This window comes from Pseudomonas sp. D3-27, from assembly GCF_051132165.1.
Taxonomy (GTDB): domain Bacteria; phylum Pseudomonadota; class Gammaproteobacteria; order Pseudomonadales; family Pseudomonadaceae; genus Aquipseudomonas.
Genome location: NZ_CP071667.1, coordinates 4970208 through 4985809 on the forward strand (window position 1 = coordinate 4970208; position 15602 = coordinate 4985809).

The following is a 15602-nucleotide window of genomic DNA, read 5'->3' on the forward strand; positions in this document are numbered from 1 at the left end:
CACCACCGGCCAGTGCGGTAATTATCTATCGTTTTTTTCTGCAAGACCCGGCGAGCACGCCTGCCGTTCTTACTTCACCCAACGGCCCAACTGCTGGCGCAGCCGACGGTTCTCGGATCGCAACTGCTGGACCTCCTCCAACAGATCCAGGGCCAGGGCGACACCTTCCCATTCCAGTTCCAACTCACGGCGCAGCTTGGCGGCCCGGCGGGCCAGGACCAGTTCGTAATCGGTGAAACGCCAATCGGTCGGGGCCGCGCCGTGGGGCTCGAGGATGCCGTGCTCGACGATTTCAATCACGTGGACATCCGCCAACGCAGCGGCTTCACAGAATTCCATCAGGTTCAGTTCGATGATCGGGTCGTTCATGGTCTGCTTCTCCCAATGCTTCAACTGTCGAGTCTAGCCAGGATTGTGAAAACCCGGTTTTGTGGCGAGGGAGCTTGCTCCCGCTCGGCTGCGCAGCAGTCGTAAAACCTGCCTACCGGTTTTTCCTGGCGCACCGTGTCGAATGGTTTTGGGGCTGCTTCGCAGCCCAGCGGGAGCAAGCTCCCTCGCCACGGCGTGCGTTGCCAGGCCTGTGATTACCGGTCAGAAGTGCTCCCGAGGATCGAACGCAGCTTTCTTCGCCAACTCGGCCCACAACGCCTTGACCGATTCGTCGCTGGCCTTGGGCATCACGGCCTTGAGCTGCACGAACAGGTAGCCGCGCTCGCCGGCCTTGTTGCGCAGGCCGTGGCCCTTGGCGCGCATGCGCTGGCCGTTCTGGCTGCCTGCCGGCACCTTGAGGTTGATCTTGCCGGTGAGGGTCGGCACCGCCACCTCGGTCCCCAGGGCCAATTCCCACGGCGCCAGGGGCAAGGTGATGATCAGGTCCTGGCCTTCGACGTCGAACTTGGGGTGCGGGGCGAAACGAATGGTCAGGTACAAGTCGCCATTGGCGCCACCGCCGATGCCGGGCGCGCCCTGGCCCTTGAGGCGGATGCGCTCGCCATCGGTCACGCCCAGCGGGATTTTCACGTTCAGGCTCTTGCTGGTATTGCTCACGTGCTGGCCCGCCGCGTTGTATTGCGGCACCTGGAAACTGACCTTCTTCGACTCGTTCGACAGGGTTTCTTCCAGGAAGATCGGTAATTCCATTTCCACGTCTTGCCCCCGACGGCCGGCGCTGCGACCCGATTGACGGCCACCGAAACCCGGCCCGCGATTGCCAAAGATCGAACTGAAGAAGTCCGAGAAGTCACCCGTATCCTGGCCACCAAAACCGCCACGGCTCTGCCAACCCGGCGGTCCCTGGAATGGCTGTCCGTGCTGACCATAACGGCGCAGGTCGTCGTACTCGGCACGCTTGTCGGCGCTTTTCAACGCCTCATAGGCTTCGGAGACGTCCTTGAACTTGGTTTCGGCGTCCTTCTCTTTGCTCACGTCCGGGTGGTACTTGCGCGCCAACTTTCGATAGGCAGCCTTGATCGTGGCATCGTCGGCCGTCGGCTCGACACCCAGGATCTTGTAATAGTCTTTGAAGTCCATCTTAAGCATCACCATCCGTTATCGATGTCGCACCGCCACGCACGGCATGCCCGGATGACCGGACAGCGGGTTGACCAGCCTCAAGATTGGGACCGGGCGGCGCATCAGAAGTTTATCGGCAGCGGGTGGCGGTTCTTGTGTCCGCCCGATGGCTGCCAGGCTCATGCCAGCAAGTTTGGGGGTGTGACGTCGTCTTTCAAGGCCCGTGTTTGGGAATTAGCGGATAACCGGCCTTCGAATCCGCGCCGCACTGGCATACACTGCGCGGCCGTTTTTTCGACCGGAATCTGAAAGACATGAAAAACGCATCCCCGGCCCGTGCCTGCGGCATCGACTTCGGCACGTCCAACTCCACTGTCGGCTGGCTGCGCCCCGGCATGGAAACGTTGATCGCGCTGGAGGACGACAAGATCACCTTGCCCTCGGTGGTCTTTTTCAATCAGGAAGAGCGCCGTCCGGTGTACGGTCGCCTGGCGCTGCACGAATACCTGGAAGGCTACGAAGGCCGGCTGATGCGTTCGCTCAAGAGCCTGCTGGGCTCCAAGCTGATCAAGCACGACACCAGCGTGCTGGGCACGGCGATGCCGTTCAAGGACCTGCTGGGGCTGTTCATCGGCCAGTTGAAGAAACGCGCCGAAGCCACTGCCGGTCGAGAATTCGAAGAAGTGGTGCTGGGCCGCCCGGTGTTTTTTGTCGATGACGACGAAATGGCCGACCAGGAAGCCGAGAACACCTTGGTCGATGTGGCACGGGCCATCGGTTTCAAGGAAGTGTCGTTCCAGTACGAACCCATCGCGGCGGCTTTCGACTATGAATCGACCATCGAGAAAGAAGAGCTGGTGCTGATCGTCGACATCGGCGGTGGTACGTCGGACTTCTCCCTGGTGCGCCTGTCGCCCGAGCGTCGTACCCACGATAACCGTCACGCCGACATCCTGGCGACCGGTGGCGTGCACATCGGCGGCACCGACTTCGACAAGCAACTCAGCCTGCAAGGCCTGATGCCGCTTTTCGGCTACGGCAGCCGCATGAAAAGCGGCGCCTACATGCCCACCAGCCACCACATGAACCTGGCGACCTGGCACACGATCAACGCGGTGTATTCGCAGAAATCCACCCTGGCCCTGGGCAGCATGCGCTACGACATCGAAGACACCGCGGGCATCGACCGGCTGTTCAAGCTGATCGAACAGCGCGCCGGGCATTGGCTGGCGATGGAAGTGGAAGAAACCAAGATTCACCTGACCCACGCCGACCAGCGCCACGTGGCCCTGGATCGGATCGAGCCGGGCCTGAGCGTGGACTTGAGCCGCGCCCTGTTCGAGTCGGCCATCGACAGTTTGCTGGAGCGGGTCCGCGGCAGCGTCACGCAACTGCTCAACGATGCCGGTATCGGTGTGGACCAGGTTGACACGGTGTTCTTCACCGGCGGCTCCAGCGGCATCCCGGCGCTGCGCAATAGCGTCTCGGCAATGCTTCCCCAGGCGCGGCATGTGGAAGGCAATATCTTTGGCAGTATCGGCAGTGGATTGGCGATCGAGGCGATGAAGCGGTATGGGAGTCTGGCCTGATTCAGGACCGAGGCGCCCCCTTCGCGAGCAGGCTCGCTCCCACAGTTTGACCGAATGCGATCGAACTGTGGGAGCGAGCCTGCTCGCGAAAGCGGTAGATCAATCGATACAAAGGTCGGATCAAACCATCCCCACCTGCTTCAACTCGCTCTTGAGATACGCATAGTAGATAGGCCCCGCCACCACCCCCGGCAGGCCGAATGCCGCTTCGAACACCAGCATCGCCATGAGCAATTCCCACGACTTGGCGCTGATCTGTCCGCCGACGATACGGGCGTTGAGGAAGTATTCGAGCTTGTGGATCACGATCAAGTAACCCAGCGCGGCCACCGCCACCCAGATCGACAATGACAGGGCGACCACAGTGATCAGGGTGTTGGACATCAGGTTGCCGATCACCGGCAACAGCCCCAGCAGGAACGTCATCACGATCAGGGTCTTGGTCAGGGGTAGCTGGATGCCGAACAGCGGCAGCACCACCGCCAGGAAAATCCCGGTGAAGAACGTATTGAGCAGGGAAATCTTGATCTGGGCGAAGACGATGTTGCGAAAGGCCTTGACCAGCAGGTTCAGGCGATCGAACAGCGCAGCGGCCAGGGGCTTGCGCTTGATCAGGTCGGGGATGCGCTGCAGGGCGACGATGGCGCCGAGCACCATGCCGATCAACAGCGTCACGAACATGTGGGCCGCGTCCTTGCCCACCAGCTGCAGGTCGCTCAAGTGCTTGCTCACCCAATCACCGATCGCCACCCGGAACTCGGCGGCGCTGGCCGGCAGGTAGGCATCGATGAACGGCGGCAGTTGCCCACGGGCGCGATCGACCACGGTCATGAACTTGTCCAGGGAGGCCCCGGGATTCTCCGCTTCGTGCAGCAGGAAACTGAAGGCGCCGGCAAAGATCAGGGTCAGCACACTGACCACCAACGTGCCGAGCAATGCCACCGCCAACCAGCGGGCACGCCGGCCTTCGATCAATCGTTGCAACTGCGGAGTGAGCATGTTGACCAGCTCGAACACCAGCAACCCGGCCAACAGGCTCGGCAACAGGCGCAGCGGCAACACCAGCAACAGCCCACCAAAAATGATCACCCAACTGATCACCAACAACACATGACGCTGAGAAAACGTTGGCATACAGCCCCAGGACAAAACGGCATGAAAGGATCGGCAGTCTGCCAGCGATCCGCTGGCAGCACTAGGGATTGTATCGGCCGATTTGGCCCAGGGCTCAGAAGATCAGGCGCTTATTTTTTCTTCAGGCACTCACTCATGAACGCCTTGCGAGCGTCACCCTTCAACGCCTGCTCGGTGGCAGTGGCATTGCAGCTTTTCATGCGGTCCTGTGGGGTCGCCTTGAGGCAGTTGCTCATGAAGGCCTTGCGTTCGTCACCCTTGAGGGCCTTGGCGGTGGCGTCGGCGTTGCAGGTGGTCATCTTGGTTTGTTGGGCCGTGGCGGCGAACCCCTGGGAACACAGCAGCAAACCCATCATCAACAAAGGGACACGGAGCATCTTCATGGTGTTTCTCCTGGTTGCCGCACGAGGGTGTGGCGATGGGGTGCAGTGTAGACAAAGCCTGTTACACCTTCATCTGTTCGATTTCCCGAGCATGAACTACCAGTGTCTGGAGCATGTCGGCAACGAACGATAACGCGCGACGCCCTGCGTCCTACAAGCCTGCCGCCTTCAACCGCTCGGCATGCTCGACAAACAACCGGATCGGCTCCGCCCCCCTGCCCACCAGCCCCAGCGACTGATTGACGATGTCGAAATGGTCCAGCGGGTAGTCATCCCGGATCACCGTGCCCAGGTGCGAACTGTAGCGCCCGACCATACCATCGCACTGCCCGGCTTCGCGCACGAAGGTGCGGGCGAACAACCGGCAGCTTCGATTGGTGCCATCGAAGAGGTTGCGACCCTTGTCGGTCTTGCCCGGCTGCAACGTCCCCGACCAGGAGTAGTAACGCACGCCATTGACCTCTTCCGGCCCGTGTCCGCCCCAGGTTTGGGGCAGCCCCTGTGGATAACGTTCGTTGAACAGCGCCACCCCGGCAGTGGTGAGCGAAGCATGGGATGCCTTCAGGTCGGCTGGCAGCCGTGGCCCGTGATAACCGGTGTCCAGCAGGCTCATGATCGCGTTGATCAGCCGCAGCAAGGCACTGAGCACCCGGCCCTTGGCGCTGTCGGCCGGGTAATGGGTTTGCAGGTAATCGGCTAGCTCGGAACCGTGGTTGGTACCGGCCACCGAAGAGACCGACGCCACCAGGTCCGGGCGTTTGGCCGCGGCGTAGCGGGCAGTGAGGGCGCCCTGGCTGTGGCCGATCAGGTTGACCTTTTGCGCGCCGGTTTGCCGCAGCACTTCCTCAATCCGGGCCAACAGCTGCTCGCCGCGAACCTCGGATGAATGCAAGGGCGAGACCTTCACGGGAATCACCACGGCCCCGCCCCGGCGTAATGCCTCTGCGATGCCATACCAGTACGGATACAACACCAGGCGAATGAAACCGAGCATGCCCGGGACCAGCACCAAGGGGTAGCGAGTGGCACAGCGTTGCGACATGGCGACATCCTTGCGATCAAGAGGTGGTCAGCATCAGTACCGATGATGACCAGTCTATGACACCCGAGGCACTTCAGCCCGATCGCGGCAAGATCCAGGTCCTCAAAAGGTTCGGGCGAGCGCCAGCAAGCGCTGCTCGGCCTCGGCATAGGAACGCGCGAAGCTGTGCTCGGCGGACTCTTCGCCTTCGGCCGCCACCACCGTCACGTCGTTGATACCGATGAAGCCCAGCACCGCCCGCAGCCAGGTGTCGGCGTGGTTCATGGCCTCCAATTGGCCACCGGGGCCGAAGCCGAAATCACCTCGGCTGGTCACGATCAGCGCCTTTTTGCCCGACACCAGCGGCTCGTACTGGGAAACACCGTTGTCGAGGCTGTGGTTGAACGTCACGCCGATGCGTACGATCTGGTCGACCCAGGCTTTCACGCCGCTGGGCACGCCAAAATTGTGCATGGGTGCCGAGATTACCAAGCTATCGTGGGCTTGCAGTTCGGCAACCAGCGCATCGCTCAGCGCCAGGTCGGCCTGCATGGTCAATGGCCGCGCCTGGGGCTCGGAGTAAAACGCCGCCGCAATAAAGGCTTCGTTGACCGCAGGGATGACGGTGCGGCCCACCTCGCGGCGAGTCGGTTGGCAAAGTGGATTGGCGGCCTGCCACGCCGCTATGAATGCCTCCGTCAGACGTCGGGAATGGGAACGCTCACCGCGTGGGCTACCCTGTACGACAAGAATGCTGCTCATCTGTAACTCCTTCTAATGCGACTACAATCGGAACGGCCTGTGGCTTTAAGATTGGAGCCCGGTCGCCCTTGATCGCAAATGAGCGTTAGTTCATCCGGATGAGTTGTTTTCATCCATACGGAGATTTCCAATGTTTGCCACCCTGCCCCTCAATGCCTTGCGAGCCTTCGAGGCGGCTGCACGCCTGCTCAGTTTCAAGGCGGCGGCCGAAGAGCTGGCGGTCACCCCGACAGCGATTTCCCACCAGATCCGCTCCCTGGAAACCTGGCTGGGGGCGCAGTTGTTCGAACGCTTGCCGCGCCGGGTACGCCTCACCGACGCGGGACAGCGGCTGTTTCACAGCTTGCACGGGGCATTGCTGGAAGTTGCACAAAGCGTCGACAGCCTGCGCCCGCAACGCAGCACCACGCACCTGACGATATCCACCACGGCGGCGTTTGCCGCCCTGTGGCTGGTGCCGCGCCTGGGGCGGTTTTACGCGCGCCATCCGAACATCAACGTACGCCTGGACACCCATTGCGAAGTCATCGACTTGCTTCAGGACGCCAGCGTCGATCTGGTGGTGCGCTACAGCCTGGACGGCTACTCGAACCTCTATGGCATGTGCCTGTTCGAAGAGAGCTTCGGCGTGTATGGCTCGCCGGAACAAGTCGCGCTGGCCACCCGGCAGCCGCCGACACTGATCAGCGTGCGCTGGCATAACGCCAAGCTGTACGCCCACGGTTGGGACGCCTGGTGCGCCCAGGCGGAGGAAAGCTGGATGACCCGGCAACCTTGCATACGTGAATACGATGAAGAGCACTACGCCCTGCAAGCGGCTATCGCCGGCCAGGGCCTGGTATTGGCGAGCAATATCCTCGCTTCGCAAAGCGTCGCCAGCGGGTTGCTGGTGGGTTATCGCCCCAAGGTCCAAGTCAGCGGTGCCGGCTACAGCGCGCTTTGCGTGCCGGGACGAGAGCGGCACCCGCCCGTGCGGGCTTTTTTCCAATGGGTGGAGGAGGAAGCACGCTTGTCCGGGCACGCCTTGAAAAATCCGGTAAAACTTTTCCAGGATCGCATCACTCAGAACTAGAGCGATCGCGCCAGCAGAGCGTGACGCCTAACCGGATCAGCCTCCAGGAGAACGAGATGAGCGACATGCACTTATCCGACGTCACGACCCTGCGCGAACGTGCGCGCCAGAACGTCCAGAACGGCGCGGTCACCGAAGGCTACAACGCCGATCGACAGGAAATCATCCGCCTGCTCAACGAAGCATTGGCCACCGAACTGGTCTGCACACTGCGCTACAAGCGTCACTATTTCATGGCCACCGGCCTGAAGGCCGGTGTCGCGGCGAGTGAGTTTCTCGAACACGCCAACCAGGAATCCGAGCACGCCGACAGGCTCGCCGAACGCATCGTGCAACTGGGTGGCGAACCGGAATTCAACCCCGACCTGTTGACTCGGCACTCCCACGCCCAGTACGTGGCAGGCAATACGCTCAAGGAAATGGTGTTCGAAGACTTGGTCGCCGAACGTATCGCCATCGACAGCTATCGGGAAATCGTCCAATACATCGGCGAAAAAGACCCAACCACTCGGCGCATCTTCGAAGACATCCTGGCCCAGGAAGAAGAGCACGCTGATGACATGGCCGATATCCTGGCCGATCTCTGATACGCCTTTCGCGAGCAGGCTCGCCCCCACAGGGGATCGCGTTCTTCTTTTGAAGAAACTCGATCGAAGGTTGGAGCGAGCCTGCTCGCGATGAGGCCGGTAGCATCACTACTCGGCTACCGGGTAGGCTTGACCGTGACCGGCGCCTTGCCCGCCTTCATCTGTTCAAGCAACGGCGCGCACTGGTTCGGCTCGCCACCGCTGGGCGCGACCAGGGCCAACAGCCCCGCCGCCGGTGCGGCGATGACACCCAGGGCAACCATCCCGGCACCGCGCAACATCAGTGGCACGGCCTTGACGCCGGCGGCAGGGTTGGCAAACGTGCCCCGCACGTACAGCGGCGAGCGTAGAGAAATCAACCGCCAGCCCTTGGACTCGGGCGTGACGGTCAGGTCCAGTTGTTCGGTGGCCATGTTCGCCGTACCGTCGATATAGATAATCGCGTTCTCGGTGTCGAACACGAACAGGCGCGTGGTCGCCAGGCCGGTCTTGATATCGAAGTCAGCCGCTGCGCAATTGATCTTCACTTCCTTGTCGCCAAAGATTTTTCCCACCACGTAATTGCCGACGTTGAGCCCCGCCAGTTCCATCAGCTCGCGGCTGATGGCGCCGTCGTTGATGAGCATCTTCAGGGTGCCATTGGAGGTGCCCAGCAACGCCGCCACCGAATTGCCGCGCCCGGAAATATCCGCGTCGCCATTGAGTTCACCAAAACTGGTCTTCATTGGCTCGAATCCCGGGAACAACTGCTTGAGCTTGAAGCCCCGCGCAGTCAATTTCGCCTGGCCTTCGAGGGGCTGGGTGTGGCCGTTGAGGCGGATCTGCGCATCGAGCCGGCCACCGGCGACGCCAAAGCGCAGGGGCTCCAGGCTCAGTTGGCCGTCGTTGAGCACCAGGTGCGTGTAGAGATCGGTGAACGGCAACTGCTCGCTGTGAACGATACGCTTGCCGGTGAACTCCACGTCGGCGTCCATCGCACTCCAGCGTTCGGTGCGGAACTCCTCCACCGGCAACACCTTGTCGGACGGTTGTTTGCTGGCGCCGCCACGGGCTTTTTGTTCGGCATTGGAGTCTGCGCCGATCAGCGGCGCCAAATCACTGAACAACAACTGGTCGGACACCAGCGCACCGCTGAGTTTCGGCCGGGGCTGGCTGGCGACATAGGCCAGGTTGCCGTGGATGTCACTGTCGCCAATCTTGCCGTTGAACGCCTCGTAGCGAAACTGTGCGCCGTCCGGCTCGTGGAGCTTGGCGATCAATCGGCCGTCCGTGGAATACGGTGGCGAATCCGGCAGGGTCACGCCCGTCAGCGGGTAAAGATTGGCCAGGCTGTTGCCGGACAGTTTCAAACGCAGGTCAAGGGCGCCGAGGTTCTTTGGGTCGGTCAGGGTGCCGGCCAGTTCGACGCGGGTGTCGGCGATCTTCGCCTGGGCCTGCAATGGAAAAGGTTGTGCCGCATCCTGCAACGCCAGCAGGCCGCCGACCTTGCCGGATCCGCTGAGACCCTGCCCGTGATATTGCCCGTCGACCTTGAAGGCAAAGGCATAGTCTTGTGGTGACGAGCCCTGTTCCCGGGTTCTTTTCGCGGTTTTTTCCCCGACGATATCACTGAAGGGAATGGGCTTGCCCAACGGGTCGACCAGCACGTCGAGCCGGGTCTTGAGCGTCTGGTCGTCGAGCGTGACATGCCCCTTGTCAAAACCGATGGCGCCGATGTCCACCACCCAACTGGACGGCTCGGCGTCCGGGTCCTTTGGATCGAACTGGAAAGTCCAATTGGCCCGTCCATCGGCCAGGCGCTGCAGGCTGGCGTCGGGGCCGGTCAGGTCGATACGCGGGATGGCCACCCGCCGCGCCAGCAACGCCAGGGGCGAGATACGCAACTCGACGCGCTTGAGCGTGACCATCTGCGGGAGCTTCGACCAATCCGGGTTGCCCAGGGTCAGGTCTTCGGCGACCACATGCGGCCATGGCAGCCATGCCCGCCAGCCGCCCTCGCCGGGTTCGCGCCGCCAGATCACCGCCAGGTTGCCATTGATTGCGAATGGGCGATGCAGCTCTTCGGAAACCTTGGCATTGAGCGCAGGCTTGATGCGGTTCCAATCGAAGAACGCGATGAACAGCACCAGCACGGTCAGCAGGACAACGAGGCAGGCAAAGCCCCAGGCGAAGATTTTTGAGGTGCGCGTCATGCACAAGGCTCCTGAGGCAGATGGACGTCCGGACCGCGACGTCTGGGGCAGCACGAACCTGTAGCCGGCTCGTTGCGATGATCGTTGGACAGGCAAAACGGCCAACAGGTTTACCACCAAGGGTGACGAACGGCACTAAAAAAACACGCACGAACCTGACCGACTCGACAGCTACCTGTTACCGCCCCCGCACATCTGCGGGGCGCGAGTGAGTACAAACTACCCACTTCAGGGCAAAACTGCTGCCCTGAGACCCCCGTTCTAGAGCCTTTGCGCGGAACAATCAATTCTGTTGATTATTACCATTGTCTTTATGAACTTTTATATCGACTTATCGAGAGTAGCATTGCCCTCGTACCCACTTTTCAGCCCTCCCAAGGAGCAACGATCATGAAACGCCAAATACTGATGAGCCTTTCCCTTTCACTGCTGGCCTCTACCGCTTTCGCCCTGCCAGCTTCCGAACAAGCCACTCCACAGGTCAAGGACAGCCACTCTGTCTACAGCCAAACCGTCGCCGAAGGTGGCCGTGACCGCCTGGAAGAAAAAGGCCTGGTTGAAGGTGGCTCGGACCGTACACCACAAGGCCAGACCTTGGCTGCCGATGGTTCCGACCGTACTCCACTGGGCGAATCCCTGGCCGCTGACGGTTCCGACCGCACCCCACTGGGCGAATCCCTGGCCGCTGACGGTTCCGACCGCACTCCACAAGGCCAGACCCTGGCTGCCGATGGTTCCGACCGCACTCCACAAGGCCAGACCTTGGCTGCCGATGGTTCCGGTCGCACTCCACAAGGCCAACTCCTTGCTGCGGACGGCGGCGATCGCGTCATCAAACGCCGCGGCGAAGTGAGCTGAGCCCATGGTGGTTATGAAAAAAGCCCGATTCCTTGAATCGGGCTTTTGATTTTCCAGCACCTCGTTTTCCCCGATTACCTCCTACCGTTCGACGACGGCAAAGCCGATTTGCTAGAGTGCGTCGCTCCCATGACTCGGAAGTCAGTCCTGCGATGCTGCCCCGCGCCGAACAGAAACAACAGACCCGAAACGCCCTGATGGACGCAGCCCGCCACTTGATGGAATGTGGCAGGGGGTTCGGCAGCCTGAGCCTGCGTGAAGTGGCCAAGACGGCAGGCATCGTACCGACCGGGTTCTACCGACACTTCCAGGACATGGACCAATTGGGCCTGGCGCTCGTCAGCGAAGTCGGCCAGACCTTTCGCGAAACCATACGACTGGTACGTCACAACGAGTTCGTCATGGGCGGCATCATCGACGCGTCAGTGCGGATTTTTCTCGACGTGGTTCATGCCAACCGATCCCAGTTCCTGTTCCTGGCTCGCGAGCAATACGGTGGATCGCAGCCGGTCCGACAAGCCATCGCGAGGCTGCGTGAAGACATCAGCTCGGACCTGGCCGCCGACCTGGCGCTGATGCCGAAACTCCAGCACCTGGACCTCGCCGGGCTCAACGTAATGGCCGATCTCATCGTCAAGAGTGTCTTCGCCACCTTGCCGGACATCATTGACCCGCCCGCCGAAGCCCTGCCCGAGCACCTCACACCCCAGGCGAAGATTACCCAGCAACTGCGGTTCATCTTCATTGGCCTCAAGCATTGGCGTGGATTGGGCAGTACCGAATAGCGCCTGATGTTTCCTTAGTGGGAAGGCGCTTGCTCGCGATGGCGGAGTCTCAGTCCCCTGATTGCTTACCTGACACACCGCCTCCCGAAAAACCACGGGACAGATGTTCCGTGATGTAGGAAAAGGCGCATCCGAGCCTGCGAACTTTCCTATTCGCTGCAAATGCCACCCGCGCCGGAATTGCGCTCAATCAGCGGCTCATCGTCTTATTCATCGCTTCCGAGAACTGTCAACGCGCCCTTGCGTAAGACGGACTGGTATAGGAGCCATGAAAATGAACGCAGAAGATTTTTTGCCCACGGTAGAGCCAGCCGTGGGCCGCCGTGCGCGCCGGAATGAAATGAAGGAGAACACCCAATGAACAGAGGCTATTTCATTGGCCGGGGCGACAAGACCTCGTGTGGTGGTGAAGTGCTGGATGGCGATGGCAGGGTCAATATGTTCGGCCTGCTGCACGCCCGCGAAGGGGACCGGGTTTCGTGTGGAAAGGACGGAAAAATCTATCAGATCAGGGGCGGCATAGCGCACATGGTCAGCCATGGCAAGCGAATGGCCGGCACGTTGGATAGTCACAGTACCTGCCCCTGCAAAGCGCAACTGATCCCCTCGGTATCCTGGGCCACTTATGAAGGTGCGAATTCTGCACCGCAAGCCAACCGAGCCGCTCAGCCGGCTCCACAGCCCGCGACCGCGACCCACGCACCAAGTGCTTCACGCCAATCGTTTCTCGCCCCGTCAATCAGCCCGCCGCCCCGCACATCCACCCGCGTAGAACCCCTGGAACCGGGCTTCTACGTTGTGCCCAGAAGCGTGACCCGCGAAGCGCTGGAGGCGACGCTGTTCCAATCACCCGACCCGGCGGTGATGCGCAAATTCCGCGCGCTCAATCCTTATCGCGATGTGGTCAAGGCCGGTTCGATGATCGTGCTGAGCGATCCGAACAATCATCAATGCACCCGCGAAGAGGCGCATGTGATGGCGGCGGCGGATACGGTGAATGCCGCGCTCAATGAGCTGACCGCCGAGCAAGCCGATTTCATGCATCGCCATGCGGCTGAGATCGCCAGTTTCACCGGCCAGACCTCCACTTGGTTGGGCGTCAGCGCGGTGATGATGGAAAAGCATCTGAGCAACCTGCGCGACACCCTGCAAGCCATGGAGCGCTTGCATCAGGACAGCTATCGGCAGCACGGCCATCTCAAATCGGCGCAGTTCTTTAGTGAGCGCAAACGGCTTCTCGCCGAGCTGGATGCGCATCTACTGAACTCCACCCGCCTACGCGGCCAGACAACCCTGGGCGATCATCCCAAGCTGAAAACCGCCTTGGGCATTTCCAGCCGTAGCCTGGTGCACCGCTGGGACAAGGCCGGTGCGCCGGGGCAGATTCCGGGGTATGCGACGCACCTCGATTCCATCAGCCGCGCTGCCAAGTACATGCAGACCGGTGGCTTTATTGGGATTGGGATTGGCGGGGTGTCTTCGTTGCTGGCGATTCAGGACGTTTGTAATGGGGACTCGAAGGAGTCGTGTGAGCGTGTCAGGTATACCGAAGGGGGGAAATTTTTAGGGGCTACCGGCGGAGGGATGTTTGTCGGATGGATAGCCCAAGCTGCGAGCTCTCCGATTTGTCTGGCGCTTGGCACTACAGGGCTTGGTGGGGTTGCTTGTGTTGCGGCAGTAGTGGCGACTGGCGCGTGGGGAGGTACGGCGCTTGGTGCTATCGCAGGTGAGTTGGGCGGTGAGGTTCTGTACGAGAAAACCTTGCCATGATTGAGGAAGAGTTTTGGAAGTCTTGGTTAGCTTTCTGGTTTGTGTCTGGCCCATTCATACCTGGCTCCGTTGGCATAATAATGAGTCTGTATCTAAGTCGCCGTCATTTGGACGCCATGAAAGAGGCCTTGAAGAATAGCCGTTATATTTACCTCTGGGGCCGGAGCCTGGGGAAACGGGGTTTTATCTGGTCCCTTTTGGAAATAGCAAAAATCGCCGGAATGGTGGTGTGGCCTAAAGCGTCGATCCGCGGCGGAGAAGTAGACTCTGCGGATATCGAAAACTTCCCACCCCACCTGAAGCGTCTATTGGTCATCAATTTAACATTAATGATCCTTGCCTTCGCCTGGATGATACTTGCAGTCATGCTGAGCAGACTTAGATAACCAGATCGATAGCCGCCACCACGAGCCTGCTCGGACTGGAGATAGAATGCAGGTATTGCATACTCTCTCAAGAGCTATCGTTCAATATAAATAACTTGAACTAAGCAGCGCTTTCGTGTGGGAGCGAGCTTGCTCGCGATGGGGGCAGGTCAGGCAACTCTGATGTCGGCTGGTCTACCACTATCGCGAGCAAGCTCGCTTCCACAGTGCGCCGTGCAAGCTACAAGATGGTGCGCAACACCACCAAGCGCACCATAACGACACGCAATCCGCCCCATCCTGAAACGCCATCCCCAGGTATTTCCTACACCATCTTCGATTGGCAAGCCCCTTGCTCTAAACACAGCAATGTTCATTGCTGGAAGCACTCCGATGCTGGTGATTCACCGCAGAATCGACACACAACCAGGCTGGGACGCCGAGTTGCACCTGACCTTCGACGCACGCAGCAAAAGCCGCCTGCGCTGTTTCAGTGCCGAAGGCGAGGACGTGGGGCTGTTCCTCGAACGAGGCCAGCCACCGCTGTACGACGGCGAATGCCTGCAGGCCGAGGACGGGCGCATCGTGCGTGTCTGCGCGCGTCCCGAGCAGTTGCTGCATGTCACCTGCGCCAATGCGTTCGAGTTGACCCGCGCGGCCTACCACTTAGGTAATCGCCACGTGGCCCTGCAAGTAGGCGATGGCTGGCTGCGCTTGCTGGACGACTACGTGCTCAAGGCGATGCTCGAACAGTTGGGCGCCACCGCCGAATCCATCGAAGCCCCATTCCAGCCAGAACACGGCGCCTACGGCGGCGGCCACCATCATTCCCGGCACGGCGATGAAGATTTCAACTACGCGCCGCGCCTGCACCAGTTTGGTGTGCGCACATGAACCCGGCCTGGGCGCTGCTGCGCCTGGCCAGTCCGCAACTGCCGATTGGCGGCTACAGCTATTCCCAGGGATTGGAAATGGCGGTGGATAACGGCCAGGTTCGGACGCCCGACGACGCACGCCAATGGCTCAGCGACCAAATGCTGCTGAACCTGGCGCGCTTCGAAGCGCCTCTACTGCTGGCCCATTGCACAGCCGCCGCGGCTGACGATTGGGACGGGCTGCGGCAACTTTGCGAACAACACCGCGCCAGCCGAGAAACCCGCGAGCTGTTTCAGGAAAGCCGGCAGATGGGTTACTCGTTGCAGCAGCTGCTCGCCGGCCTGCCGGAACTCGACAGTGCGGCCCGCGACTTTCTGCAGCAGCGCGGCGAACCCCACCTGGCGCTGGGCTGGGCCTTGGCGGCGCGCGCCTGGAACATCGGCCCGCAGGACGCCCTCGCCGCCTGGTTGTGGAGCTGGCTGGAAAACCAATTGGCGGTGCTGATGAAAACCCTGCCCCTGGGTCAACAAGCCGCCCAGCGTCTGACGAGCGAGTTGCTGCCGGTGCTGCAACAAGCCCAGCACATCGCCTCGAACATCGATCCCGATCATTACGGCAGCGCCGCGTTTGGCCTGTCCCTGGCGTGCATGGCTCATGAGCGCCAGTACAGCCGCCTGTTTCGTTCCTAGGAGACAC

Annotated in this window: 16 protein-coding genes; 9 read left to right on the top strand and 7 right to left on the bottom strand. The window is 60.9% G+C overall.

The window, feature by feature from the left end; translation table 11 throughout:
• Positions 1–69 precede the first annotated feature (69 nt).
• Complete coding sequence (locus J3P92_RS22375) at positions 70–369, bottom strand: chaperone modulator CbpM (RefSeq protein WP_434649086.1); 300 nt, start codon at positions 367–369, stop codon at positions 70–72.
• A gap of 222 nt (positions 370–591) precedes the next feature.
• Complete coding sequence (locus J3P92_RS22380; protein ID WP_420766236.1) at positions 592–1530, bottom strand: DnaJ C-terminal domain-containing protein; 939 nt, start codon at positions 1528–1530, stop codon at positions 592–594.
• 296 nt (positions 1531–1826) lie between these two features.
• On the opposite strand from J3P92_RS22380, the gene J3P92_RS22385 reads away from it, so the two are divergent.
• Positions 1827–3101 (top strand): Hsp70 family protein, encoded by a 1275-nt coding sequence (locus J3P92_RS22385; protein WP_434649087.1) that lies wholly within the window; start codon positions 1827–1829, stop codon positions 3099–3101.
• Between the two features lie 120 nt (positions 3102–3221).
• Here the strand turns inward: J3P92_RS22385 and J3P92_RS22390 are convergent, their stop codons facing one another.
• From J3P92_RS22390 to J3P92_RS22405, 4 genes are all read right to left on the bottom strand, one after another.
• Positions 3222–4235, bottom strand: a complete 1014-nt coding sequence (locus J3P92_RS22390; protein WP_434649088.1) for an AI-2E family transporter — start codon at positions 4233–4235, stop codon at positions 3222–3224.
• Between the two features lie 110 nt (positions 4236–4345).
• Positions 4346–4618 carry a PsiF family protein gene (locus tag J3P92_RS22395; RefSeq protein WP_420766233.1) on the bottom strand — a complete coding sequence of 91 codons (273 nt, stop codon included), beginning with the start codon at positions 4616–4618 and terminating at the stop codon, positions 4346–4348.
• 151 nt (positions 4619–4769) lie between these two features.
• The gene (locus J3P92_RS22400) at positions 4770–5660 is read right to left on the bottom strand and encodes an alpha/beta fold hydrolase (RefSeq protein WP_434649089.1); all 891 of its coding nucleotides are present in this window, start codon (positions 5658–5660) and stop codon (positions 4770–4772) included.
• 102 nt (positions 5661–5762) lie between these two features.
• On the bottom strand, positions 5763–6401 hold the full coding sequence (locus J3P92_RS22405; protein ID WP_434649091.1) for an FMN-dependent NADH-azoreductase: 639 nt from the start codon (positions 6399–6401) through the stop codon (positions 5763–5765).
• A 130-nt stretch (positions 6402–6531) separates the two neighbouring features.
• On the opposite strand from J3P92_RS22405, the gene J3P92_RS22410 reads away from it, so the two are divergent.
• Together J3P92_RS22410 and J3P92_RS22415 are read left to right on the top strand one after the other, a co-directional pair.
• Positions 6532–7473 (top strand): LysR substrate-binding domain-containing protein, encoded by a 942-nt coding sequence (locus tag J3P92_RS22410; protein WP_434608040.1) that lies wholly within the window; start codon positions 6532–6534, stop codon positions 7471–7473.
• A 56-nt stretch (positions 7474–7529) separates the two neighbouring features.
• On the top strand, positions 7530–8060 hold the full coding sequence (locus J3P92_RS22415; RefSeq protein WP_420766229.1) for a ferritin-like domain-containing protein: 531 nt from the start codon (positions 7530–7532) through the stop codon (positions 8058–8060).
• Positions 8061–8176: 116 nt separating this feature from the next.
• Here the strand turns inward: J3P92_RS22415 and J3P92_RS22420 are convergent, their stop codons facing one another.
• Positions 8177–10252, bottom strand: a complete 2076-nt coding sequence (locus J3P92_RS22420; protein ID WP_434649092.1) for an AsmA family protein — start codon at positions 10250–10252, stop codon at positions 8177–8179.
• 390 nt (positions 10253–10642) lie between these two features.
• Here J3P92_RS22420 and J3P92_RS22425 point away from each other — a divergent pair, with 390 nt between their 5' ends.
• The 6 genes from J3P92_RS22425 (at position 10643) to J3P92_RS22450 (ending at position 15595) form a co-directional block, all read left to right on the top strand.
• On the top strand, positions 10643–11110 hold the full coding sequence (locus J3P92_RS22425) for a hypothetical protein (RefSeq protein WP_434649094.1): 468 nt from the start codon (positions 10643–10645) through the stop codon (positions 11108–11110).
• 152 nt (positions 11111–11262) lie between these two features.
• The gene (locus J3P92_RS22430; RefSeq protein ID WP_039592574.1) at positions 11263–11895 is read left to right on the top strand and encodes a TetR family transcriptional regulator; all 633 of its coding nucleotides are present in this window, start codon (positions 11263–11265) and stop codon (positions 11893–11895) included.
• Positions 11896–12252: 357 nt separating this feature from the next.
• On the top strand, positions 12253–13665 hold the full coding sequence (locus tag J3P92_RS22435; RefSeq protein ID WP_434649097.1) for a PAAR domain-containing protein: 1413 nt from the start codon (positions 12253–12255) through the stop codon (positions 13663–13665).
• Positions 13662–14051: a hypothetical protein gene (locus tag J3P92_RS22440; RefSeq protein WP_434649098.1), complete on the top strand. Its 390-nt coding sequence runs from the start codon at positions 13662–13664 to the stop codon at positions 14049–14051. The genes J3P92_RS22435 and J3P92_RS22440 overlap by 4 nt, the downstream gene beginning before the upstream one ends.
• A gap of 372 nt (positions 14052–14423) precedes the next feature.
• A complete protein-coding gene (gene ureE, locus J3P92_RS22445; protein ID WP_434649100.1) occupies positions 14424–14924 on the top strand; it encodes an urease accessory protein UreE in 501 nt (166 codons plus the stop codon).
• Positions 14921–15595, top strand: a complete 675-nt coding sequence (locus tag J3P92_RS22450) for an urease accessory protein UreF (RefSeq protein ID WP_420766223.1) — start codon at positions 14921–14923, stop codon at positions 15593–15595. The genes ureE and J3P92_RS22450 overlap by 4 nt, the downstream gene beginning before the upstream one ends.
• The last annotated feature ends 7 nt before the right edge of the window (positions 15596–15602 follow it).